This window comes from Micromonospora taraxaci (assembly GCF_007830095.1).
Classification (GTDB): Bacteria; Actinomycetota; Actinomycetes; order Mycobacteriales; family Micromonosporaceae; genus Micromonospora; species Micromonospora taraxaci.
Genome location: NZ_VIWZ01000001.1, coordinates 4,002,787 through 4,024,511, shown reverse-complemented (window position 1 = coordinate 4,024,511; position 21,725 = coordinate 4,002,787). Strand labels below are relative to the sequence as shown.

23 protein-coding genes are annotated in these 21,725 nt (G+C 72.5%); 19 read left to right on the top strand and 4 right to left on the bottom strand.

The features are described from left to right. Window positions 1-55 precede the first annotated feature (55 nt). The 8 genes from FHU34_RS18590 to FHU34_RS18555 all read left to right on the top strand — a co-directional run bounded on the left by FHU34_RS18590 (window position 56) and on the right by FHU34_RS18555 (window position 9,210). Entirely contained in the window at window positions 56-1,066 is a 1,011-nt protein-coding gene (locus FHU34_RS18590; RefSeq protein ID WP_145782262.1) for a Gfo/Idh/MocA family protein, read from the top strand. Next, window positions 1,059-2,147, top strand: a complete 1,089-nt coding sequence (locus FHU34_RS18585) for a zinc-dependent alcohol dehydrogenase (RefSeq protein ID WP_145782258.1) — start codon at window positions 1,059-1,061, stop codon at window positions 2,145-2,147. Before FHU34_RS18590 ends, FHU34_RS18585 begins: the two co-directional genes overlap by 8 nt. Before the next feature lie 93 nt (window positions 2,148-2,240). After that, the gene (locus FHU34_RS18580) at window positions 2,241-4,016 is read left to right on the top strand and encodes an ABC transporter ATP-binding protein (RefSeq protein WP_145782254.1); all 1,776 of its coding nucleotides are present in this window, start codon (window positions 2,241-2,243) and stop codon (window positions 4,014-4,016) included. 72 nt (window positions 4,017-4,088) lie between these two features. Next, entirely contained in the window at window positions 4,089-6,380 is a 2,292-nt protein-coding gene (secA2, locus tag FHU34_RS18575; RefSeq protein ID WP_145782248.1) for an accessory Sec system translocase SecA2, read from the top strand. A 181-nt stretch (window positions 6,381-6,561) separates the two neighbouring features. Beyond that, the gene (locus tag FHU34_RS18570; protein WP_145782244.1) at window positions 6,562-7,302 is read left to right on the top strand and encodes a GAF and ANTAR domain-containing protein; all 741 of its coding nucleotides are present in this window, start codon (window positions 6,562-6,564) and stop codon (window positions 7,300-7,302) included. Between the two features lie 228 nt (window positions 7,303-7,530). Continuing rightward, window positions 7,531-8,028, top strand: a complete 498-nt coding sequence (locus FHU34_RS18565; RefSeq protein ID WP_145782239.1) for a DUF2231 domain-containing protein — start codon at window positions 7,531-7,533, stop codon at window positions 8,026-8,028. A gap of 100 nt (window positions 8,029-8,128) precedes the next feature. Continuing rightward, window positions 8,129-8,323 (top strand): helix-hairpin-helix domain-containing protein, encoded by a 195-nt coding sequence (locus FHU34_RS18560; protein ID WP_145782233.1) that lies wholly within the window; start codon window positions 8,129-8,131, stop codon window positions 8,321-8,323. 128 nt (window positions 8,324-8,451) lie between these two features. Beyond that, window positions 8,452-9,210, top strand: coding sequence for a class I SAM-dependent methyltransferase (locus tag FHU34_RS18555; RefSeq protein WP_145782229.1), 759 nt, complete (start codon window positions 8,452-8,454; stop codon window positions 9,208-9,210). An 84-nt stretch (window positions 9,211-9,294) separates the two neighbouring features. On the opposite strand, the gene FHU34_RS18550 is transcribed toward FHU34_RS18555, so the two are convergent. Then, window positions 9,295-10,242 carry a DUF3500 domain-containing protein gene (locus tag FHU34_RS18550; protein WP_167524837.1) on the bottom strand — a complete coding sequence of 316 codons (948 nt, stop codon included), beginning with the start codon at window positions 10,240-10,242 and terminating at the stop codon, window positions 9,295-9,297. A 32-nt stretch (window positions 10,243-10,274) separates the two neighbouring features. Next, window positions 10,275-10,667 carry an ankyrin repeat domain-containing protein gene (locus FHU34_RS18545; protein ID WP_145782224.1) on the bottom strand — a complete coding sequence of 131 codons (393 nt, stop codon included), beginning with the start codon at window positions 10,665-10,667 and terminating at the stop codon, window positions 10,275-10,277. Between the two features lie 225 nt (window positions 10,668-10,892). On the opposite strand from FHU34_RS18545, the gene FHU34_RS18540 reads away from it, so the two are divergent. From FHU34_RS18540 to FHU34_RS18485, 11 genes are all read left to right on the top strand, one after another. Then, on the top strand, window positions 10,893-11,270 hold the full coding sequence (locus FHU34_RS18540; RefSeq protein WP_145782219.1) for a cupin domain-containing protein: 378 nt from the start codon (window positions 10,893-10,895) through the stop codon (window positions 11,268-11,270). 111 nt (window positions 11,271-11,381) lie between these two features. Then, window positions 11,382-11,837: a cysteine dioxygenase gene (locus tag FHU34_RS18535; RefSeq protein WP_145782205.1), complete on the top strand. Its 456-nt coding sequence runs from the start codon at window positions 11,382-11,384 to the stop codon at window positions 11,835-11,837. Window positions 11,838-11,883: 46 nt separating this feature from the next. Then, window positions 11,884-12,369 (top strand): rhodanese-like domain-containing protein, encoded by a 486-nt coding sequence (locus tag FHU34_RS18530; protein WP_145782200.1) that lies wholly within the window; start codon window positions 11,884-11,886, stop codon window positions 12,367-12,369. 50 nt (window positions 12,370-12,419) lie between these two features. After that, complete coding sequence (locus FHU34_RS18525) at window positions 12,420-12,971, top strand: winged helix-turn-helix domain-containing protein (protein ID WP_145782194.1); 552 nt, start codon at window positions 12,420-12,422, stop codon at window positions 12,969-12,971. Between the two features lie 246 nt (window positions 12,972-13,217). After that, window positions 13,218-13,823, top strand: a complete 606-nt coding sequence (locus FHU34_RS18520) for a winged helix-turn-helix domain-containing protein (protein WP_145782189.1) — start codon at window positions 13,218-13,220, stop codon at window positions 13,821-13,823. A 41-nt stretch (window positions 13,824-13,864) separates the two neighbouring features. Then, window positions 13,865-14,527 (top strand): nucleoside/nucleotide kinase family protein, encoded by a 663-nt coding sequence (locus tag FHU34_RS18515; RefSeq protein WP_145782184.1) that lies wholly within the window; start codon window positions 13,865-13,867, stop codon window positions 14,525-14,527. Between the two features lie 163 nt (window positions 14,528-14,690). Beyond that, complete coding sequence (locus tag FHU34_RS18510; RefSeq protein WP_088989739.1) at window positions 14,691-15,089, top strand: TraR/DksA family transcriptional regulator; 399 nt, start codon at window positions 14,691-14,693, stop codon at window positions 15,087-15,089. A 48-nt stretch (window positions 15,090-15,137) separates the two neighbouring features. Next, entirely contained in the window at window positions 15,138-16,010 is an 873-nt protein-coding gene (locus tag FHU34_RS18505) for a DUF72 domain-containing protein (RefSeq protein WP_145782183.1), read from the top strand. A 290-nt stretch (window positions 16,011-16,300) separates the two neighbouring features. After that, window positions 16,301-16,729 (top strand): DUF2267 domain-containing protein, encoded by a 429-nt coding sequence (locus FHU34_RS18495; RefSeq protein ID WP_145782179.1) that lies wholly within the window; start codon window positions 16,301-16,303, stop codon window positions 16,727-16,729. A gap of 234 nt (window positions 16,730-16,963) precedes the next feature. Next, window positions 16,964-17,269: a hypothetical protein gene (locus tag FHU34_RS18490; protein ID WP_145782174.1), complete on the top strand. Its 306-nt coding sequence runs from the start codon at window positions 16,964-16,966 to the stop codon at window positions 17,267-17,269. Between the two features lie 9 nt (window positions 17,270-17,278). Continuing rightward, entirely contained in the window at window positions 17,279-18,553 is a 1,275-nt protein-coding gene (locus tag FHU34_RS18485) for a cupin domain-containing protein (protein WP_145782169.1), read from the top strand. 1 nt (window position 18,554) lies between these two features. Here the strand turns inward: FHU34_RS18485 and FHU34_RS18480 are convergent, their stop codons facing one another. Together FHU34_RS18480 and FHU34_RS18475 are read right to left on the bottom strand one after the other, a co-directional pair. After that, window positions 18,555-19,070 (bottom strand): trypco2 family protein, encoded by a 516-nt coding sequence (locus tag FHU34_RS18480; RefSeq protein WP_145782166.1) that lies wholly within the window; start codon window positions 19,068-19,070, stop codon window positions 18,555-18,557. A gap of 40 nt (window positions 19,071-19,110) precedes the next feature. Then, window positions 19,111-21,705 carry a CHAT domain-containing protein gene (locus FHU34_RS18475; RefSeq protein ID WP_145782161.1) on the bottom strand — a complete coding sequence of 865 codons (2,595 nt, stop codon included), beginning with the start codon at window positions 21,703-21,705 and terminating at the stop codon, window positions 19,111-19,113. Window positions 21,706-21,725 lie beyond the last annotated feature (20 nt).

Sequence of the window (21,725 nt, the reverse complement as noted above, 5' to 3'; positions counted from 1 at the left end):
CACACCCCGGGGGACTGCTCCCATCGCACATGAATTGTCTTCGAAGGGGTGACGAATGCGTCAGTGCCGAGTGGGTCTGGTCGGAGCCGGCGGAGTGGCACAACGTCACGCGCGCGTGCTGTCCGGCTTCGACGACGTCGAACTGGTCGGGGTCACCGACGTCGCGCCGGAGGCGGCGTCCGCGCTGGCCACGCCGCACGGCGCGCGGGTCTGCGCCGACATCGCCGAGCTGCTGGCCACCAACCCCGACGCGGTGTACGTCTGCGTACCGCCGTTCGCGCACGGCCCCGCCGAGGAGGCGCTGGTCGAGGCCGGGGTGCCGATGTTCGTGGAGAAACCGGTCGCGGTCGACCTGGGCACCGCCGAACGGATCGCCGAGCTGGTCGCGCGCCGGGGGTTGCGCACCGCCGTCGGCCACCACTGGCGCTACCTGAACGTGCTCGACCAGGCCCGCGAGCTGCTCGCCGACCGTCCCGTCCGGATGGTCAGCGGCGCCTGGCTGGACAAGGTGCCCCCGGTGGCCTGGTGGTCGCGGCGGGACCGCTCCGGCGGGCCGGTGGTCGAGCAGGCCGCCCACGTGCTGGACCTGGTCCGCGTGCTGGCCGGCGAGGTGACCGAGGTCACCGCGTACGGCAACGGCACCCCGCCGCCGGTCGACGGCGCCGACATCGACTCGGTGACGACCGCCGTGCTGCGCTTCGCCGACGGGGCGGTCGGCACCCTCAGCGCGGCCTGCGTGCTCGGCTGGAAGCACCGCGCCGGCCTGGAGATCCTCGCCGACGGGCTGGCCCTCGCCCTCACCGAGGACGGCCTGTCGATCCGCGACGCCGACGGCGAACGACACGTTCCCGCCGACCCGGAGGCCGCCCGGGTGGCGGTGGACCGTGCCTTCGTCGACGCCGTCCGCGGCGTCGACGACGACGTGCGCGTCCCGTACGCCGAGGCCCTGGCGACCCAGCGACTGGCCCTCGCGGTGGCCGACTCCGCCCGCACCGGCACGACCGTACGACTGACCGCCCCGACCGCTCCGGCGGCGCTGCACACGGGGGTGACAGTCGATGCGTGACAGGGTCGTGGTGGTCACCGGTCCCGGCCGGGTCGAGCTGGTCGAGCAGGACGCCGCGCCGCTGCGCCCCGGCACGTTCCGGGTCGAGACGCTCTTCAGCGGCGTCTCCGCCGGCACCGAGCTGAGCTACGTCAAGGGCACGAACCCGTACCTCAACGTCACCTGGAACGCCGACCTGGGCCTGTTCCAGCCGGGCGCGGCGAGCACCCCGTACCCGGTGACCCGGCTGGGCTACATGCAGGTCGGCCGCGTGGTGGAGAGCGAGACCTCGGCCGTCGCGGTGGGCACTGTCGGCGCCATGACCTACGGACACCGGACCGGCTGGCTGGCCGACCCGGTCGCCGAGCGGTTCGTGCCGCTACCCGAGGACCTGGACCCGCTGCTCGGCGTCTACGTGGCGCACATGGGCCCGATCTGCGCCAACGGCCTCCTGCACGCGGCCGCCGACCTGCACGGCGCCGACGTCCGCGCGCTCGGCGACGGGGTACGCGGCCGGCGCGTCGCCGTCGTCGGCGCCGGTGTGGTGGCGCTGCTGACGGCGCTGTTCGCCCGGCGCAACGGCGCTGCCTCGGTGGTGGTGCTCGACCCGACCCCCCACCGCCGCCAGGCCGCCGAGGCGCTCGGCCTGGAAACCCTCGACCCGGACGCGGACGACCCGGCGGTCGTGCTCAAGACCCGCTGGGCGCACACCGCCGGCGACCGGGGCGCCGACGTGGTGTTCCAGTGCCGGGGGCAGGCCTGGGCGTTGCAGCTCGCCCTGCGGCTGCTGCGCCCCCAGGGCACCGTCATCGACCTGGCCTTCTACCAGGAGGGCGCGGACGCCGTCCGGCTCGGCGAGGAGTTCCACCACAACGGCCTCTCGCTGCGCTGCGCGCAGATCGGCCGGGTGCCACGCGGGCTCGCCCCCACCTGGGACCGCGAGCGGCTCTCCGCCGAGACCATCGACCTGCTCCGCGCGTACGGGGACACGGTCCGCAAGCACCTCGTCTCGGCGGTGGTGCCGTTCGACGAGGCACCCACACTGCTCACCGATCTGGCCGACCGTCGACGCCAGGAACTCCAGGTGGTGTTGTCCGCCTGAGCGCACCCCGGGCGGGTGCTGGACCGGCCCCCGTGCCGCTTGTCGGCCCGGACCCCGCCCGGGTGGGTGACGCGGCGGACTACCGTTCCCGGCATGAGCACCCCGAAGGACCGGCCGGTCAGCACCGCGAAGGAACGGCCGGTCGGCCTGGCCGCGCTGCTGCCGTACCTGCGTGAGCACCGCGGCACCCTGGTCGTGGTGGGTGTGCTGTCGCTGCTCGGCGCGGCGGCGTCGCTGGCGCAGCCGCTGCTCACCCGGTCGGTGCTCGACCGGATCGGCGTCAACCAGACGGTCTCCGCACTGGTGACGGTCCTCGTGGTTCTCGTGGTGCTCGGCGCGGCCATCGGCGGGCTGCGCGACTACCTGCTGCAACGCACCGCCGAAGGGTTGGTGCTGGGCACCCGCCGCCGGCTCGCCGGTCACCTGCTGCGGCTACCCATCGCCGAGTACGACAGCCGACGCACCGGCGACCTGCTCTCCCGGGTCGGCTCGGACACCACACTGCTGCGCGCGGTCGTCACCTCCGGGCTCTTCGAGACGGTCACCGGGGCGGTGACGGTGGTCGGCGCCGGCACGGCCATGGTGCTGCTCGACCCGCTGCTCTTCGGCGTCACACTGCTCGGCGTGGCGCTCGGGCTCGCTTTCGCGCTCACCTTCGTCCGCCGGGTGCGGGCGTTGGCCCGTGCCGCCCAGGAGCGGATCGGCGAGATGACCTCGGCGGTGGAGCGGGCCATCTCGGCGGCCCGGACCATCCGGGCCAGCCGCGCCGAGGCCCGGGAGACGCAGACGGTCACCGGCAGCGCGCGGGAGGCGTACACGGCCGGGCTGCGGGTGGCCCGGGTGCAGTCGGTGGTCGGCCCGATCGGCTCGATCACCGTGCAGGGCGCGTTCCTGCTGGTGCTCGGCATCGGCGGGGCGCGGGTCGCCGCCGGGGCGATCTCCGTCGGCGACCTGGTCGCCTTCGTCATGTACCTGTTCCTGCTGGCGCTGCCGCTGGGCCAGGTGCTGCGGGCGTACACCCAGTTGCAGTCCGGTCTGGGTGCCCTCCAGCGGATCGAGGAGATCCTCGCCGTGCCCGCGGAGGGCGCGGCGGATCGGCCCGCGCCCGCCGTGGCGACGACCAGCCCACGTCGGCCCGCGCCGATGATCGAGTTCGACCGGGTGGGGTTCGGCTACCCGGGCGGTGAGCCGGTGCTGCACGAGGTCACCTTCACGGTGCCCACCGGCACCCGTACCGCGCTGGTCGGCCCCTCCGGCGCCGGCAAGTCGACACTGCTGGCGCTGGTCGAACGCTTCTACGAGGTGAGCGCCGGCGCGGTCCGACTCGACGGCACCGACGTTCGGGATCTGCCCCGCGACGCGCTGCGGGCCCGGCTGGGCTACGTCGAGCAGGAGGCCCCCGTGCTCGCCGGCACGCTGCGGGAGAACCTGCTGATCACCACGCCGGACGCCACCGACGACCGCCTTCGCGAGGTCCTCGACGAGGTCAACCTCGCGCACCTGGCGCACCGCACCTCCGCAGGGCTGGACGTCCAGGTGGGGGAGGGCGGGGTGCTGCTCTCCGGGGGTGAGCGGCAGCGGCTGGCCATCGCCCGGGCCCTGCTCGCCGGCCCGCCGGTGTTGCTGCTCGACGAGCCCACCAGCAACCTCGACTCGCGCAACGAGGCCGCGCTGCGCCGGGCCATCGACGCGGTGGCCGTCCGCCGGACGCTGTTGATCGTGGCGCACCGGCTCGCCACCGTGGTCGACGCCGACCAGATCGTGGTCCTCGACGGCGGTCGGGTGGTCGCCGTCGGCACCCACGCCGAACTGACCGCGACCGACCCGCTCTACCGTGAGCTGGCCGCCCACCAGCTACTGGTCGGCTGAGCCCGTCTGATCCGCCAACTTGTCGGCGGCCGGGCCGCGCATGCCGGCCCGAATCGCGTACCGTTGCCGCTCATGGGTGTGTCGCAACGGTTCAAGAGCAAGTTCCGGCGGTTCCTTCAGCGCCCCGGCTCGACCGTGGATCTTGCTCCGCTGGAGAAGCTGCTGCCGGCTATCGAGGCGCGCGCGGACGAGCTCGCCGCGCTCGACGACGCCGAGCTGACCGAGGCCGCCGGTGCCGCCACCGGCTACGAGGAGATCTGCGCCGTCGGCCGTGAGGCCGCCCGCCGAGGCCTCGACCAGCGGCCGTACGACGTGCAGCTGCTCGGCGCGATGTCGCTGCTCTCCGGCAAGGTCGCCGAGATGGCCACCGGTGAGGGCAAGACACTCACCGCCACGATCGCCGCGTACGGGCACGTTCGGCTGGGCAACGGGCCGGTGCACGTGCTTACCATCAACGACTACCTGGCCCGCCGCGACGCCCAGTGGATGGAGCCGGTCTACACCCTGCTCGGCCTCACCGTCGGCTGGGTCAACGAGGCGTCCTCCCCGCAGGAGCGGCGCGACGCGTACGCCTGCGACGTCACCTACGTCTCGGTCAGCGAGGCCGGCTTCGACTACCTGCGCGACCAGTTGGTCACCGACGTGGAGGACCGGGTGCAACCCCCGCTGACCACCGCGATCGTCGACGAGGCCGACTCGATCATGATCGACGAGGCACGGGTGCCGATGGTCCTGGCCGGCGCGGTGCCGGGCGAGCAGGACCCGGTGCACGCCGCCGCCGCCCTGGTCCGCGGCCTGCGCAAGGGCAAGCACTACACGGTCGCCGAGGACGGGCGGAGCGTGGCGTTCACCTCCGCCGGCCTGGCCGCCATCGAGGCCAAGCTCGGCATCGACCTGTACGACGAGGAGCACGTCGCGCAGCTCTCCGCGGTCAACGTGGCGCTGCACGCACACGCCCTGCTGCACCGCGACGTGGACTACATCGTCCGGGACGGCTCGGTCGAGCTGGTCGACGAGATGCGCGGCCGGGTGGCCCAGCGCCGCCGCTGGCCGGACGGCCTCCAGGCCGCGGTCGAGGCCAAGGAGGGCCTGGACGCCACCGCCGAGGGCGAGGTGCTGGGCACCATCGCCATGCAGGCGTACATCGCGCTCTACCCGAAGGTCTGCGGGATGACCGCCACCGCGGTGCACGTCGGCGACCAGCTGCGGGAGTTCTTCAACCTCGAGGTCGCGGTGATCCCGCCGAACACCCCGTGCATCCGCGAGGACGAGCCGGACCGCATCTACGCCACCCGGGCCGAGAAGGACGAGGCGCTGATCGACGAGATTCAGCGCTGGCACGCCAAGGGGCGGCCGGTGCTGGTCGGCACCCTCGACGTCAAGGAGTCCGAGGGCCTGGCCGCCGGCCTCAACGCCGCCGGGGTGCCCTGCGTCGTGCTGAACGCCAAGAACGACGACGAGGAAGCGGCGATCATCGCCGAGGCCGGCGCGTACGGCTCGGTGACCGTCTCCACCCAGATGGCCGGCCGGGGTGTCGACATCCGGCTCGGCGGCAGCGACCAGAGCGACCAGGAACGGGTCGCCGAGCTGGGCGGGCTCTACGTGATCGGCAGCGGCCGGCACGACAGCCGGCGGGTGGACGACCAGCTGCGCGGTCGGGCCGGCCGGCAGGGCGACCCGGGTGGCTCGGTCTTCTTCGTCAGCCTGGAGGACGACCTGGTCGTCCGGCACGCCGCCGACTCGGTGCCGGCGTCGCCGCGGATGAACGCGGACGGCCTGGTGACCGACGAGCAGGTCGACTACGCAGTCGAGCACGCCCAGCGGGTCGCCGAGGGCGTCAACCACGAGATCCACCGCAACACCTGGCGCTACAGCGTGGTGATCGAGCAGCAGCGCAAGGCCCTCGCCGCCCGTCGCGAGCGGCTGCTGACCAGCGACGTGGCCGCGGTGATGCTCCTGGAGAAGGAGCCCGAGAAGGCCGGCGAGATGGACGAGGACCTGCTCGCCCGAGCGGCCCGTTCGATCGCGCTCTACCACCTGGACCGGCTCTGGGCCGAGCACCTGGCCGAGTTGTCGGAGGTCCGCGAGGGCGTGCACCTGCGCGCGCTGGGCCGGCTCGACCCGCTGGACGAGTTCCACCGGGCCGCCGTGCCGGCGTTCAACGACCTGATCCCGGAGATCGAGGCCCGCACCATCGCCACCTTCAACGAGACCGAATTCGATGAGGACTGGCAGGCCGACGACGGCACCCTGGTCCGGCCCACCGCCACCTGGACGTACCTGGTGCACGACAACCCGTTCGGCTCCGAGCTGGACCGGCTGATCGCGTCGATCGGGCGGCGGCTCAGCGGCACCTCCCGCTGACGTAGGCGTCCGGGGCCTCTCGCCGCGCGACCCCGCGCGCCGAGAGGCCCCGATTTACGTCGTTTCGACCAGGGTTTGCGAGGGTAGTAGGGCTGGTCGGTCAAGTCGGGAGAGAGCAGACGATGACACAGGTGACGATGCCCGGCGGGCAGGCGCGGACGGGCACGGAGGCTGCGAAGCGGTGAACATCGATACGCGGGAGCCGGTGGTGCAGACCCTCGGCGTCCTGGAGGCCGCCGCGCTGTTACGGGAACTGACCGCAGGCCTGATCGCCCTGACCGATTTCGACGAAGCGCTGCTGGCGCTAGTCCGGATCACCCGGGACGCCGTGGCCGGGGTGCGCTGGTGCGGCTTCACCGCCCTCCGCGCCGGCGAACCGGCCGGCGTGGCCGCCTCCGACGAGCGGCTGGCCGGGCTGGACGACCTGCGACACGGCCCGGACTCTCCGGCGATGAGCGCCATCCAACGCCGCGAGATGATCCTCGCCGCCGACCTGACCGCCGAGCCCCGCTGGCCGGTCTGGACGGCGCGCGCCCGCGACCTCGGCGTACGCGGGGTGATCTCCGCGCCGGTGGACATCGACGACCAGGTGATCGGCGCGATCAACCTCTACGCCGCCTCGCCGGACCTGCTGACCCCGCAACACCAGTTGACCGCGATGCTGCTCGCCGAACACGCCGGCCTGCTGCTGGCCGCCGTACGCGACCGCAAGCGGCAACTCACCGTCGCCACCGAACGGGACGCCGCGCTGCTCCACGAAGGGGTGGTGGGCCAGGCCGTCGGCGTGATCATGACCCAGCGCGGGTGCCCACCGGCCGAGGCCCTCGACGTACTGCGTACGGCCGCGACGTCGCTGGACATCCCGCTGCGCGAGGTGGCCGAGCGACTGGTCCACACGGTCTCCCGCCCCCGCGACGCCTGACCACGCCGCGCCTGCTCGCGCTGCACCTCCATGATCGACTCGGGTTCCGTGAAGGCGCGCTATCCGAGGCGTTGCGATGGCCCGGTTTCCTGAAACGCGAGGTGATCACGGCTTGTGGTGTGGTGTCCGTTCGTCCGGTCAGCGGCGAGTCGGGCGGCATCGTTTCGCCGCGAGCGTGCTCGGGTAGCACTCTGGTCAGGTGAGCTGCGCCGACCCGGGGGAGGACCGATGCAGAGCCGACTGCGAGTGCAGGGGCATCCGATCCAACCGATGCTGGTGACGTTCCCGCTCGGGCTGTTCGTCAGCGCCACGGTCTTCGACCTCACCGACGTCGTCGGCGGGCCGGCGTTCCTGGGCGAGGTGGGCTACTGGACGGGTGTCGCCGCCCTCGTCGCCGCTGCGCTGACCGCGGTGGCGGGCATGGTCGACCTGTGGGACGTACCGGGGGACCGCACCCGCCGCACCGCCGTCGCCTTCAACCTGGTGAACGCGGTGATGGCCGGCATGTTCCTGCTCACCTGCCTGGTCCGGTCGCAGTCGCCGCAACGAGGGGCGTCAGCCGCGATCCTGGTCACCGAGCTGGTCGCGCTGGCCATCGGCGGGGTCGGCGTCCACCTGGGCGCCCGGCTGATGCGCCAGTTCGACGGCCCTCGGGCCGAGGCCGGCGGCCTGGAGGCCCTCGGTGGCTCTACCGGCGAAATCCCGCGCCCCTGGCCCAGCCGCTGACCCGACCCGGCTTCCGGTTACGCACAGCCAGGCGTTGACCCGGTCCGCGGCGCGCATGAACGGGACGCCGCCGGTGCGGCTGGCCGGTTTATCATCACGGATGACCTCGTCCCTGGACGCGCTTCCCAAGATCGGTGCACCCGCCACCCGCGCCCTGCACGGCGCCGGCTACACCACGTTGCGTCAGCTCGCGGACGTCCCCCGAGCTGACCTGGCCAGACTGCACGGCATGGGCGACAAGGCGCTCGGCATCCTCCAGGCCGCCCTCGAGGAACACCAGCTCAGCCTCGGCTGAGGGCTGCCGCCGCCCAGGGGCATCGGCCAGCGGCGGCTCCGCGACGCGGCCGTCCCGACGCGACAGGCCCCGGCCGGTGCGGCGCAAATGGGTTGCCGGCGGGGTGACCGACCACGAGGCTGGCCGCCATGGACGCCGAGCGTGACGCCGAGGAACTGATCGCGGAGGCCGCTGCCGCCCCCGTCGACGGGTGGGGCTTCGACTGGCTTGCCGGGCGGGCCACCGAGGAGCGACCACCTTGGGGGTACGCCCGCATGGTCGCCGATCGGATGGCGCGTGCCACCGCCGCACTGGACGTGGACACCGGCGGTGGTGAGGTGCTCGCCGAGGTGCCACGGCCACCGAAGCTCCTGACGGCCACCGAGGGTTGGCCGCCCAACGTCGTGGTCGCCCGACGGACCCTGCGAAGAGTGGGCGCGACGGTGGTGGCCGTCGACCCGGCCGGGCCACTGCCCTTCCGCGACGCCTCCTTCGACCTGGTGGTCAGCCGGCATCCGGTACGCACCGACTGGGAGCAGACGGCGCGGGTGCTGCGACCGGGCGGCACGTTTCTGTCCCAGCAGATCGGGGCGGGCACCATGCGGGAGTTGAGCGAGGCGATCCTCGGTCCGCTGCCGCCGCCGGCCACCCGGCATCCCGACCACGCGGTCGGCGCCGCCGAGGCAGCCGGCCTGCGGGTGGTCGACCTGCGCCGGGCGACCCTGCGGGCGGAGTTCTTCGACATCGGCGCGGTGGTCTGGTTCCTGCGCAAGGTGATCTGGACGGTGCCCGGGTTCACTGTCGACCGCTACCGCGAGCAACTTCTGACCCTGCACGACCGCATCACCACCAAGGGCCCTCTCACCGGCCACGCCCAACGCTTCCTCATCGAGGCGACCCGGCCCTGACCACGGCGATCATGTACGTGTGGTGCCTCGCAAAAGTGGCGTAACGGGCCAAGTCGCCCACCGCAAGTCCATGATCGACAAGGGCTAGTGGTGGCTTCGGTGGTGACCGGCCAGGATGTCGGCACCAAAGTCGCTGGCGGGGCGGCGTAGCACGGTGTGCGCGTGGTTGCCGTCCGGGCTGGTGTTGTCGTACTCGATCAGCAGGTCGTCGCCCTGCACCCGGTAGTAGTGGCGCTGCCCGGCGCGGGTGGGACCGGCCCAGGCGAAGTGCAGCGGGCCGGCGTCCAGTCGGGCCGCCTCCCGGGTGGCCAGCTCGGGCGGCAGCCGGTCCAGGTAGAGCGCGACCACCTGGTGGAGCAGCGCGCGGCCGGTCGGGCCCATCCGGTCCGACGGTACGCCGAGCGGTTCCAGCGGTGCGTCGACCTGCCCTCGGGTGGCGCTGATGATGTCCGCCGGCGCGTCGTCGGCGATGATCGCGGCGGCCCGTTCGGCGGGGCCCAGCGCGTCGAGCAGCGCCAGGGCGAGGTCCTCCTCGACGCCGAGGGGGCGGGAGACCGGACGGCCGGCGTAGCGGACCGCCGCCGGGTTGGCGCCGAAGAAGATCGGGGCGGGGGAGACCTGGCCGGCGACCACCGTCATGGTCACCGACAGGTGATGCCCTTCGAACCGCCACGCCCAGCGGTCGTCGCGCGCCGGGTCACCGAAGACGGCCACCCAGTAGTCAGCGCTGTGCCGGCCGCGCTGCCAGTCCTCGGCCCGGTCCAGCACCTCCTCCAGCGCGATGATCGCCATCGCCTGCGCGTACGCCGAGGGGCTGAGCGCGGTGGCCAGCAGCCGGTGGGCGGCCTTGCGGCCGGCGACGTCCATCGCGGCGAGGCTGACGCCGGGTCGGGGTCGGGGCCGGTATTCCAGCCAGCGTCGGGCGGACTCGTCGTCGAACGGGTGCACGGCTTCGTCGCGGGCGGCGGGGTCGAGCGCGGCCAGCAGCGCGGTGCCGGCGGCCCGCATCTGCTCGGGCAGAGGATCTTCCACCGACCCTGTATACCGGCCCGTCGGGGTTGGTGTCAGCCGGCGCGCAGCAGCTCCGTCATCTCCGGCAGGTCGAAGAACTGCGCGGTCTCCATCGCGGACGGGTTGCCGTGGGCCGGGTCGGCCCCGGCGGCGAGGAGCGCGCGGACCGCGTCCGTGCTGCTGCGGAAGACCGCCGCGGCCAGCGCCGTCTGGCCCCGGTCGTTGGCCCGGGTGTGGTCGGCGCCGCGGGTGAGCAGGGCGGCCACGGTGTCCGGGTGAGAGTGGTACGCGGCCAGGATCAGCAGCGTGTCGCCCTTGTCGTTGGTGAGGTTGACCGGCAGGCCGGCGTCGAGCTGCGCGGCCAGCTCCTCGGTGGAGCCGGCGCGGGCCAGGTCGAACATCCGGTGTGCGAACGCCAGCGTCTCGGCGTCGAGGTCGTCGGTCACCCGTCCAGGCTAGGCCGGGTGTCAAAGCCCCTGGCCGGCCTGCGACGGGCCCAGACGCCGACCGGCCGCGTTGGAGCCTCGTCCGGATACGACACCGGTATCCAGACGAGGCTCCGCCTCGCCGGACGCCGTCTGGGCTCCGCCTCGGCTCGACCGAGGACTTCGACACCCGGCCTGGGCCTGTCCTGATAGGTTGCTCGGCCGGCGAGCTGGGGGAGGGGTCCGATGGTTGAGACGGTGTACGTGGGCAACGCGGGTGTCGACGGTGCCACCAACGCCGGCTGGCTGCTCGGGCACTTCGCGCCGCCGGGGGAGATCCGGCACAGCGCCGACGTCGAGGTGAAGTGGGGCGTGCACCCACCCGGGCAGGCCCGGTCGCGGTGGGCGACGGGGGAGCGGCGTACCACTCTGCTCGTCCTCGTCGAGGGTTGTTTTCGGGTGGAGTTGCCCGACCGCACGGTACGACTGGCGGTGCCCGGCGACTACGTGGTGTGGGCCCGGGGGGTGGACCACTCCTGGTTCGCCGAGCGCGCGTCGGTGGTGCTGACGGTGCGGTGGCCCTCGTTGCCCGGCTACCGGGTGGACCCGCCGGTGCTGCGCTGACCGACCGTGGAGCTGATCGGTGTCTCAGTGTGTGGAATTACCTACTAAACCTATAGGCTTTGCCGTCTAGAGTACGAGGGCACCCCGCCGAACGACCCGCGAGGAACCGCCATGACGCACCACCGTCCGGAGTCCGACCTGCTCACCGTCGCCGCCCGGTGGGCCGACCCGGCCGGCTGGCCGGTCGCGCTGCGTTTCGACCCCGCCGAACGTTGGTACGCCCGCCTCGCCGTCAGCGACGAGCACGAGGTGTGGGCGCTGAGCTGGCTGCCCGGGCAGGGCACCGACCTGCACGACCACGGCGGATCCTCCGGTGCGTTCCGGGTCGTCAGCGGCGTGCTCACCGAGGAGACGGTCAGCGCCGGTCGGCTACGCCCGCGGCTGCTGCCGGCCGGCGTCGGTCGCCGTTTCGGACCCCGACACGTGCACCGGGTGACCAACCACGGCCCCGATCCGGCGGTCAGCGTGCACGTCTACCGGCCCGCGTTGCTGCGGATGACCCGCTACGACCTCGTGGACGGCCGGCTGCGGATCGCCGAGGTCGCCGAGGCCGGCACGTCCTGGTGAGCCCGGCGAGTCACGACCAACCCCCTGTTACCGGAAGGAACCGATAATGCAGGTAACCGCCGAGCACTGTCCGGCACCCGTGCCGCCCGCGGGCTCCCGCGGCATCGACGAGATCCTGGCCGCCGCGCGGGCCCGGCTGGACCGGCTCGACCCGGAACAGGCTCACCTGGCGTACCGGGCCGGCGCTCTGCTGGTCGACATCCGGCCCGCCGCGCAGCGGGCCGCGCACGGCGTGGTGCCCGGCTCGCTCACTGTCGAGCGCAACGTGCTGGAGTGGCGCTTCGACCCGCGCTGCCCGGCCCGACTGCCCGAGGCCGTCGACTACGACGTACCGGTGATGATCCTCTGCCAGGAGGGCTACACGTCGTCGCTGGCCGCCGCCGCCCTGCAGGACGTCGGCCTGCACCGGGCCACCGACGTGGTCGGTGGCTTCGCCGCGTGGCGGATCGCCGGCCTGCCGGCTCTCGGCCCGACCCCGCTGCACACCTCTGCACTCGCGTCGCCCGTGAACACCGGGTGGGCGCGCCGCTGACCGTCACGCCGCACCAGGCGTGGCGGACGTACCGCCACTCAGGAGGCATCATGTCCGTCGTCGCCATCCCCACGCGCCGCCACCCGGGGACGCGCCCGACCCGTCCGCGCACCGCCCCGACCCTCACCATCACCCTCGACCTCGTCCCCGGGCCGCTGAGCCCACGGCTGGCCCGGCTGGTCCAGCTCCTCGGCGAGCTGGCCGAGTCGGGGGAGGGTCAGCTGCGTACCGTCGAGGACCTCGCCCCCGGGCCGCGACCGGCGCCGATCCCCGTCGGCGGCGGCGAGCCGTCCGCCGACGCGCCCCACGTCCGCATCCTGGCCGGCTCGCGGATGGTCCGCCAGGGCGACCGGGTCATCCCGCTGACCCGCATCGAGTACGAGCTGCTGCTGTTCCTGGCCGAACGGCCACGCCGGGTCTTCACCCGCCTGCAACTGCTGTCCAGCGTCTGGGGGTACGAACACGCGGTGGCCCGGACCGTTGACGTGCACGTCCGCCGACTGCGCGCCAAGCTGGCCGGGTCGGAGGTGGTGACCACCGTCTACGGGGTCGGCTACCGCCTGGCCGACGAGGCTCCGATCAGCGTGGACCACACCCGGTAGGCCCTGGTCAGGCGGCCTGCGACCACCTCGGTGAACCGGGCGGGGACCCCCGTATCGGGGCATCTCGGCGACTCTGCTGTAATCATCAAGCTCGTACGCAGAGCGAGCGCCCGGCTCCGATGTGTTCGTCAATTGTCACATTCATGCAACGCAGCCGCCTCTTGACCCTCGCCCGGGTGCCGGGAAGCATCGATGAAGCGGCGTCCCGGGCCGTGGGGAGATACCCGGACCAGCCCAAGGAGGACCATGTCGGTCAGCCCTGCCTCGTCGCGCGCCGGATGGCACACGTCGCAACCCGCGGTGCCCGGTCGACCGCCCGGCGGTCAGCGTCGCCCGGCGAACACCGCGACGCCAGTGCTCACCGTGACGCTGTCCATCCCGCTGGCCTGTGAGGAGTCGCTGACCCCGGCGGCACGTCGGCTGCTGGAGGCCGCCCGCGAGATGCTCGAACGCGGCGAGGGCGTGATCGTCGGGTCCGTGCCGGCCGAACGCCGCCCCGAGCAGACGCCCGCCAACCGGTCGCCGACCCGGGCGATCAGCCCGACCATCCCGGCCCTGCACATTCTCGCCTCGTCCCGCTCGGTGCTGCGCGACGACGAGCCGCTGCCGCTGACCCGGCTGGAGTTCGACCTGCTGCTGCACCTGGTCGCCCATCCGCGCCGGGTGTTCACCCGACTGCAACTGCTCAACGCCGTCTGGGGCTACGAGCACGCCGGCGTGCGTACCGTCGACGTGCACGTGCGTCGGCTGCGCGGCAAGGTCGGTGTGGACGTGCCCCTGGTCACCACCGTCTACGGCGTTGGCTACCGGCTGGCCGACGACGCCCGGGTGACCATCGACCGCACCGGCTGACCCGCCTCACCGACCTGCCCGACGCGGGGCAGGATGGTCCGGTGCGCATCCGCCCGATCTCGCCCGACCTGCTCGTCACCGAGCTGACCGGCCGGCTGGTCGACGCCGCGACAGGCACCGCGACCGCCGACTCCGGACCCGCCCGGCTGCGGGTGGCGATCGACGGCCCCTCCGCCGCCGGTCCGGACGAGCTGGCCGCCGCCCTCGTCGACCCGCTGCGCGCCCAGGGTATTCCGGTGCTGCACGTCCGGGCCGGCGACTTCCTCCGCCCCGCGTCACTGCGCTTCGAACTGGGCCGCACCAACCCGGACTCCTTCTACGAGGGATGGGTCGACGAGGCCGGACTGCGTCGGGAGGTCCTCGACCCCGCCGGCCCGGGTGGCACCGGCCGGGTGCTCCCGTCGCTCTGGGACGCCGACGCCGACCGGGCCAGCCGGGCCCGCTACGTCGACCTGCCACCCGGCGGCGTCGTCCTGGTCAGCGGTCCACTGCTGCTCGGTGGCGGGCTGCCGTTCGACGTCACCGTCCACCTGCAGGTGTCCCCGGCGGCGCTGCGTCGACGGACCGAACCCGCCCAGGCGTGGGTTCTGCCGGCGTTCGACAGGTACGCCGAGGAGGTCGTCCCGGCGAGCTTCGCCGACGTGGTGGTACGTGTCGACGACCCCCGCCACCCCGCGCTCGTGGAGCCCGCCACCGACGCCTGACAACCGCGAGAATTCGTCGGTTTGCCCCGCCGATCCGGCGGGTACTCGCCCGGCTCACAGAGCGCGGGTGATCGCCCGCGTACCGAATGCGACCGTGACCGGGGCTCCACGCCGCCGGCACCCGGTTCACCGTGAGCCACAGGCTTAGGAAAGGCAGGCAGCGATGCTCGTCCACGACACGGTCGACACGAACCGTTCCCAGAAGGAAATCGACCAGATCCGGAACTCACTCCAGGCGCGGTACGACGAGCTGACCGCCGAGTACGACCAGGCCGTGCTCCAGAGCCAGGTGCTGCGGCTGGTGGAGGTCGGCGACACCGCCGGCGACGACCAGGCCGACAGCGGAACCAAGACGGCCGAGCGGGACACCGCGCAGTCCCTGTTGCGCACCATCCTGGACCGCCGGGCCCAGTACGAGCACGCGCTGGGCCGGCTCGCCGAGGGCACCTACGGCTGGTGCGAGGGCTGCTCCGCGGCCATCCCGGTCGAGCGGCTGGAGATCTTCCCCTCCGCCACCACGTGTGTGACCTGCAAGCAGACCCGCGAACGGCGGGCGGCCTGAGCGACGCCAGCGGTTGCCGGTCGGTCCGCGGCGCGATGGACTTGAGCCATGGGTGACATCCTCGTGGGCACCGCGTCCTGGACCGACCGCACGCTGCTGGACTCGGGCTGGTATCCGCAGACCGCTGACAACCCGGAGAAGCGGCTGGCCTACTACGCGCGGCAGTTCCCGCTGGTCGAAGTGGACGCCACCTACTACTCGCCGCCCGCCGAGGCGACCGCGCGGCTGTGGGCCGACCGCACCCCGGCCGGCTTCACCTTCAACGTCAAGGCGTTCAGCCTGCTGACCGGGCATCCCACCAGGGTCAGCGCCCTCTACAAGGACCTGCGTCCGGAGACCGACAAGAAGAACGTCTACCCCGACGACCTGCCCGCGCAGTCGTACGAGGAGGTCTGGACGCGCTTCCTGTCCGCGCTGGACCCACTCGTCGAGGCGGGCAAGCTGGGCGCGTTGCTGTTCCAGTTCCCGCCCTGGTTCACCATCAAGCGGGCCAACAAGCAGTACCTGCTGGAGGTGGCGAAGCGCTGCGCGCCGCTGCGACCGGTCTACGAGTTCCGGCACGCCTCCTGGTTCGACGGCGACAACGCCGACGAGACACTGACCTTCCTGCGCGAGCACCAGCTGCCGTACGTCTGCGTGGACATGCCGCAGGGCCACCGCTCGTCGCTGCCGCCGGTGCTGGCCGCCACCGCGGACCTCGCTGTCATGCGCTTCCACGGGCACAGCGACAAGTGGACCAGCAAGGACATCCACGAGAAGTTCGGCTACCACTACTCCAAACGGGAGTTGGCCGACTGGGCGCCGAAGCTGCGCGAGCTGGCCGACGAGGCCGGTCAGACGCACGTCCTCATGAACAACTGTTACCGCGACTACGCGCAGACGAACGCCAAGACCCTCGCGGACCTCCTCGCCGTCGACTGAACTCACCCGATCCGGGTGGGGCCGCGTCACCCGCACCGCCGGCAGGGTGGAGACGGTGGGTACGACCGCCCCGAGGGTGGTCGACGCCGCAGACGACACGGAGGTGACGGGGATGACGGTTCGAGTGGTGACGGATCGGCGGCGCGGTGCCGTCCTGCACGTGGTCGGCACGGCCGACAACACGCGGCGCGCACCGCAGGGCAGCCCGGTGCGGGCCCGCCGCGGCCCGGTGGGGCCGCCACGGCGCGCAGACGACCGACGGTGGGACACCTCGGAACGGGGGTCGACCGATGGCTGACGCGATGATCTCGGCGTTCGAGTCCTCGCTGGACAAGACGAACCTCATTCTCAAGGACATCGAGGACGCCTACGGCTGGCCGAAGGATCGGCGCAACCAGTCGTACGCCGCCCTGCGCACGGTGCTGCACCTGCTGCGCGACCGGTTGCCGGTCGACGAGAGCGTCGAGTTCGCCCAGCAGTTGCCGGTCCTGGTGCGGGGCATCTACTTCGACGGATGGGTGCCGTCCGACGTGCCGATCAAGCTCAACCGGGACGACTTCCTCTACGAGGTCCGGCAGGGCTTCCCGTACGACGCGGAGGGCGGCCCGGAGCGGGTGACGCAGGTGGTGCTGGACACCCTGCGCCGACACGTCACCCAGGGCGAGTGGCAGGACGTGAAGGAAACGATGCCCAAGGACCTCGCCCTGCTGATGCCGTGACAGTGTGCTGTCCCTGAGCCCGCCCGACGACCGTCGGGCGGGCTCAGTCGTCTGACGTGGGTGCCCACCAGGATCACCGCCTCGTCCTGGCACTCTCCGCCGCCGCCCGCGAACTGCCCGTGTCGCCCCGGTTCGGCGTCTACGGTGAGGGTTAGAGAAGATCGCGCGTGGGGTACCACCCGCAGTACGACGGACCCCGGCGGATGGCGGGGCGGCACACCCGAGGGAGCACCGATGGCACTCAACGATGACGACATGCAGACCATGGGCGGCGGCGGCGCGGAGGGCCCGGCCGACGGTGGTGCCACCGCGGGTCAGCACGACGGTGGCGCGGACGGCAGCGCGGAGGGCCCCGCCGACGGTGGCGCGACCCCGGGTCAGCACGACGGTGGCGCGGACGGCAGCGCGGAGGGCCCCGCCGACGGTGGTGCCACGCCGGGCCAGCAGGACGGCGGTGCCGACGGTGGCGCGGAGGGCCCCGCCGACGGCGGCGCGACCCCGGGCCAGCAGGACGGCGGCGCTGACGGCAGCGCCCGGTAGGCGTACACCATGACGCACCTCGACCCGCCGGACGGCCACGGCCGTCCGGCGGTTCCGTCTGCCGGGGCCGCCGCGGCGCTGGCCCGCTGCGTGTCGGTCGAACCGGCCAAGTTCGCCGCCGCGCACTGGGGACACACCCCGCTGCTGTCCCGCGCCGCCGAGTTGCCCGACCCGGCCGGCTTCACCGATCTGCTCAGCCCCGCTGACGCCGACGAGTTGCTGAGCCGGCGCGGTCTGCGTACCCCGTTCCTGCGCGTCGCCAAGGACGGCCAGCTGGTCGCGGCCGCGCGCTGGACCGGAGGCGGCGGCGCGGGCGCCGAGATCGGCGACCAGGTGCTCGACGAGCGGATCCTGGAGCAGTACGCCTCCGGCGCCACCCTGGTGTTGCAGGGTCTGCACCGAATCTGGCCGCCGCTCGTCGACTTCGCCCGCGACCTGGGCCTCGCGCTCAACCAGCCGCTCCAGGTCAACGCCTACCTCACTCCGGCGGGCAGTCAGGGGTTCGCCACCCACTACGACACCCATGACGTGTTCGTCCTCCAGGTCGACGGCCGCAAACACTGGCGGATCCACCCGCCGGTGCTGCCCGACCCGTTGGAGAAGCAGCCCTGGGGCGGACGCGCCGACGAGGTCGCCGCCACCGCGCAGGGGCCTGCCGCGCTGGACGTGGTGCTCGCCCCCGGCGACGCCCTCTACCTGCCCCGGGGGTGGCTGCACAGCGCACAGGCGCAGGAGGCCAGCTCGCTGCACCTGACCGTGGGCATCCGTGCGCTCACCCGCTACGCGCTGGTCGAGGAGCTGCTCGCGCTGGCCTCCGAGGACCAGCGGCTGCGGGCCAGCCTGCCGTTCGGCACCGACGTCGCCGACCCGGACGCCATCGAGCCGGAGCTGACCGAGACGGTGGAGGCGCTGCGGGACTGGCTGCTGCGCGTCGACCCCGGCGCGGTCGCCGCACGGCTGCGGCAGCGCGCCTGGCCGGCCTCCCGCCCGGCGCCGATCCGACCGCTCGCCCAGGCCGACGCGCTCGCCACCCTGGACGCCGACACCCGGGTCACAGTGCGGGCGGGCCTGCGGTGGCAGTTGGTGCCGTACGGCTCGGACAGTGTGGCGTTGCGGTTGTTCGACCGGACGATCACCCTGCCCGCCGAGTGCGAGCCGGCGGCCCGTGCCCTGCTCAGCGGAGTGACCACCCGGGTCGGTGACCTGCCCGGCCTGCCCGACGACGCCGACCGGGTCACGCTCACCCGCCGACTGCTGCGCGAGGCCGTCCTGGTCCCGGCCTGAGCTATCCGGCGGTAGCCCCGAGCAGCTCGATCCGGAGCGTGTTGGTGACCTCGTCGGTCAACTCACCCTCCGCGCCGACCGAGATCGTGCCCTGGTCGGTGACGCCGAAGACGAGTTCGACAGTGCCGGTCTTCAACACCAGCGGGTCGTCACCCCCGCTGGCGGCGGCGACCACCGCGCGGATCGTGGTGATCGCGTCCACGAGGGTCGCCTCGACAGAGCCGTGGCGTAGCTCGTGCCGATCTTGGAGATCCTCGGCGACGAGCGTGATGTCGATCGTGTGGGTCCGCTGGCGGGCGTGGCTGCCGCCCACCTTGACCTTCCAGCCGATCACCGGGACCCGGAAATCCAGGCCACCGCCGAGCTTCGTGGTGACGACCGCGCTCAAGGTCAGTTGAACCGTGCCGACCCGGAGGTCCCGGCCCTCGTCGACAGTGGAGATGCCGGCCTGCCTCACCGCGTCCTTCACCGCCGACACCAGTTCCTCCACCGGCACGCTGTAGTCGATCACGTCCATGCCGCACCTCCCCTTCCGCGCGAGTTGAGTTGCCGACCGCTCAGACCGCGGCGGTGGCGAACGGGTCGCCGTACACCGTGTAGGCCAGCCAGGTCGGGTCGAGTGGATCATCCTGCTGCCCGACCCGTGCGGCGAGGGCCGCCGCACCGAGCGTGGCGCCGCCGGCCAGGGACTCGTAGAACTCCGTCGCGAAGCGCGCCGAGCTGTCCGAGCGCACCGCCCAGAGCGTGCCGACGAACGCACCAGCGCCCGACGACATGAACTGCTGCGCCCAGCCGAGCATCCTGGTGTACGTCGGTGCCACGCCCGCGCTCCGGCACGCGTTGATGAACACGAGGGGACCGGTCTCCGTCAGCACTTTCCGGACGCTGGCCTCGGCGAGCAGGGCCGGCTTGAACCGGCCACCGTCCAGGTCGATGAACGAGCCGTCCGAGGAGAACGTGTTGTGGCAGGCGAAGTGGGTCGCTCCCAACTCCCCGGAGTTGATCAGCGCGAGGAGTTCGTCCGCCCTGGTGATGGGCTCGCTGTCGGCCGCGCCGAGGATCGCGCGGATGGTGGTGACCTCCTCGTACGCACCGGTGGGAGCCTTCGGCGGCACCACGAAACGCGGGTTGCGCAGGCCGATCTTCGCGTTCCGGTGCTGACCATAGGTGCGGCGCACCACCGGGACCTGCTCGACGAGGAAGCCCTCGTCCCGTTGGGCGCTGAGCGGGTAGAGCAGTTCCCACGGGACCACGTCGTGGTCGGTGGCGATCGTGAAGGCGCTCATGTCGGCGCCGACTTCCCAGAACTGGTCCCGTACGTCGGCCGGCACCAGCTCCGACCACAGTTGGATGCCCGCCGACCGGATGACCTCGCGGGTCATCGCGGGGCTGTAGCGCGAACCGCCGCCGGCCAGTTGCTGCAACTCCCGGATGGTGTTCTCCACCGCGGCGTTCGGCGTGTTCGTGACCGACTCGACAACCGGGGCGAACAACGCGGCATCGGAGCGCAGCTGGAAGGTGTAACGGCTGCCGTCGAACCGGACCTCCATCGTGACCTCGCCCGGTCGTGCCTGCGGTGCACCTATCGGCAGGGTCTTCGGTTGGCCGTCGCGGAACGACCCACCGTCGGCGACGGAGACCTCGACGGACACCTCACCCAGGAACGTGCCGCCGGCCCATGCGGTCACGTCGATGCGATGCAGACCAGTGGTACGCGCTCCGAAGCCGAACCGGATCGGATCCGGATCGTCGTCGGGCAGGACCAGTACGGTCTGCTGAAGTGGGCCGTCAGCGTGCAGACCGGCGGGCGCGTGCACGGTCACTGTGACCGGCGTGCCGCCGTTCGCGACGAGAAGCCTCGGCATCGGTGCCACCATCCCGCCCGGGTGAACCGGTCGTCCCTCGGTGACGAGCCGAACCTCGACGCTCAGGTCCTGCCCCGCCGGGACCCGGGTGGGCGCACGCGCCACCAGCAGTCGCGCCGGCGCCGGGGTGACGCTCGGCGGTGGTGAGGTCTGCGGTGCGGTGATCGGCGGTGGCGAGGCCTCCGCTCTGGTGATCGGCGGTGGCGTACCGGCCCATCCGCCGGCGTACTCGTCGGAGAGCGGAACACCGCGTGCGACACGCCTGGATGACAGGTAGTGGACCAGGGGGTCGGGTGTGTCCGCGTCATCCCAGAGGACACCGGTCCGGCGGAGCCTCTCCCGCCGCCGCTGCTCGGCTCGCTCGCCCACTCCGGCGCGGTCGTGGACGAACAGCAATACGTGTCTCACCCGGACGGTGACGCCGTCCAGGGTGAACGTGTCGGAGGCGAGCTGTCGGTTGAGGGCTGTCTCGGCCGGGGACACCTCATCGACGGTGTACCGCGACGCGATCGGTCGGCAGACGCCCAGTAGGATTTCACGGACCAGGACCGCGGCATCCGTGACCGCGCCCTGGACGACCTGGACCGCGTCGGTCACCCAGAAGTCAACGGCGATGGACGACTCGACGTGGCCCGCGCCGCCGGTCGCGGGCAGCCGAAGGCCGAACACCCGTTGGTGGACGCTGGTGTCCACCTCGTAGCGCGTCTCGTACCGGGCCGCGAGCCCCGAATGGTGCCGGCCTGCGTCGGTGACCTCCAGACCACCCTGGTGCGTCGAGTAGACGATCGTCACCGATGGATGGCGGCTGGCCGGCGACGTGACCTGTCGCACGGGTTCCGTGCGGAGGATCAGCGGGATCGTGGGCCCGACTGTCGGGTCCTCGGAGCCCTGACTCTTGGCGAGTTGGTCACACAGCCGGCGGATGGTCCGACGGGCGGTGGCCGTACGGACCTCGGAGCGCCGCACCGTCAGTGTGCTGAGCGTGGGCTGCGCGCTGACGTTCGGTGCCAGGTGAGCATCGTCCACCAGCACCGCGACGACCGGAACCGACGTGGTGAGGGCGATGGCGAAGGTCTGGCGGAGCACCTTCGGCGCGGCCGGATCGAGCACGGCGACCAGCGCCGCCGAGGCTGCCAGGCGACGCCGCAGCTCGGTGGTGGACAGGGTCGCGCTCTGTTCGTCGCGCACGACCCTCTCGAGGCCGAACCGAGCGGTCAGCATGTCGTCGAGCAGACGCCCGACACCGGTGTCGTCGCCGGCGTGGTAACTCAGGAAGACGCTGACCATCGCACGTACCGTAGCGAAGA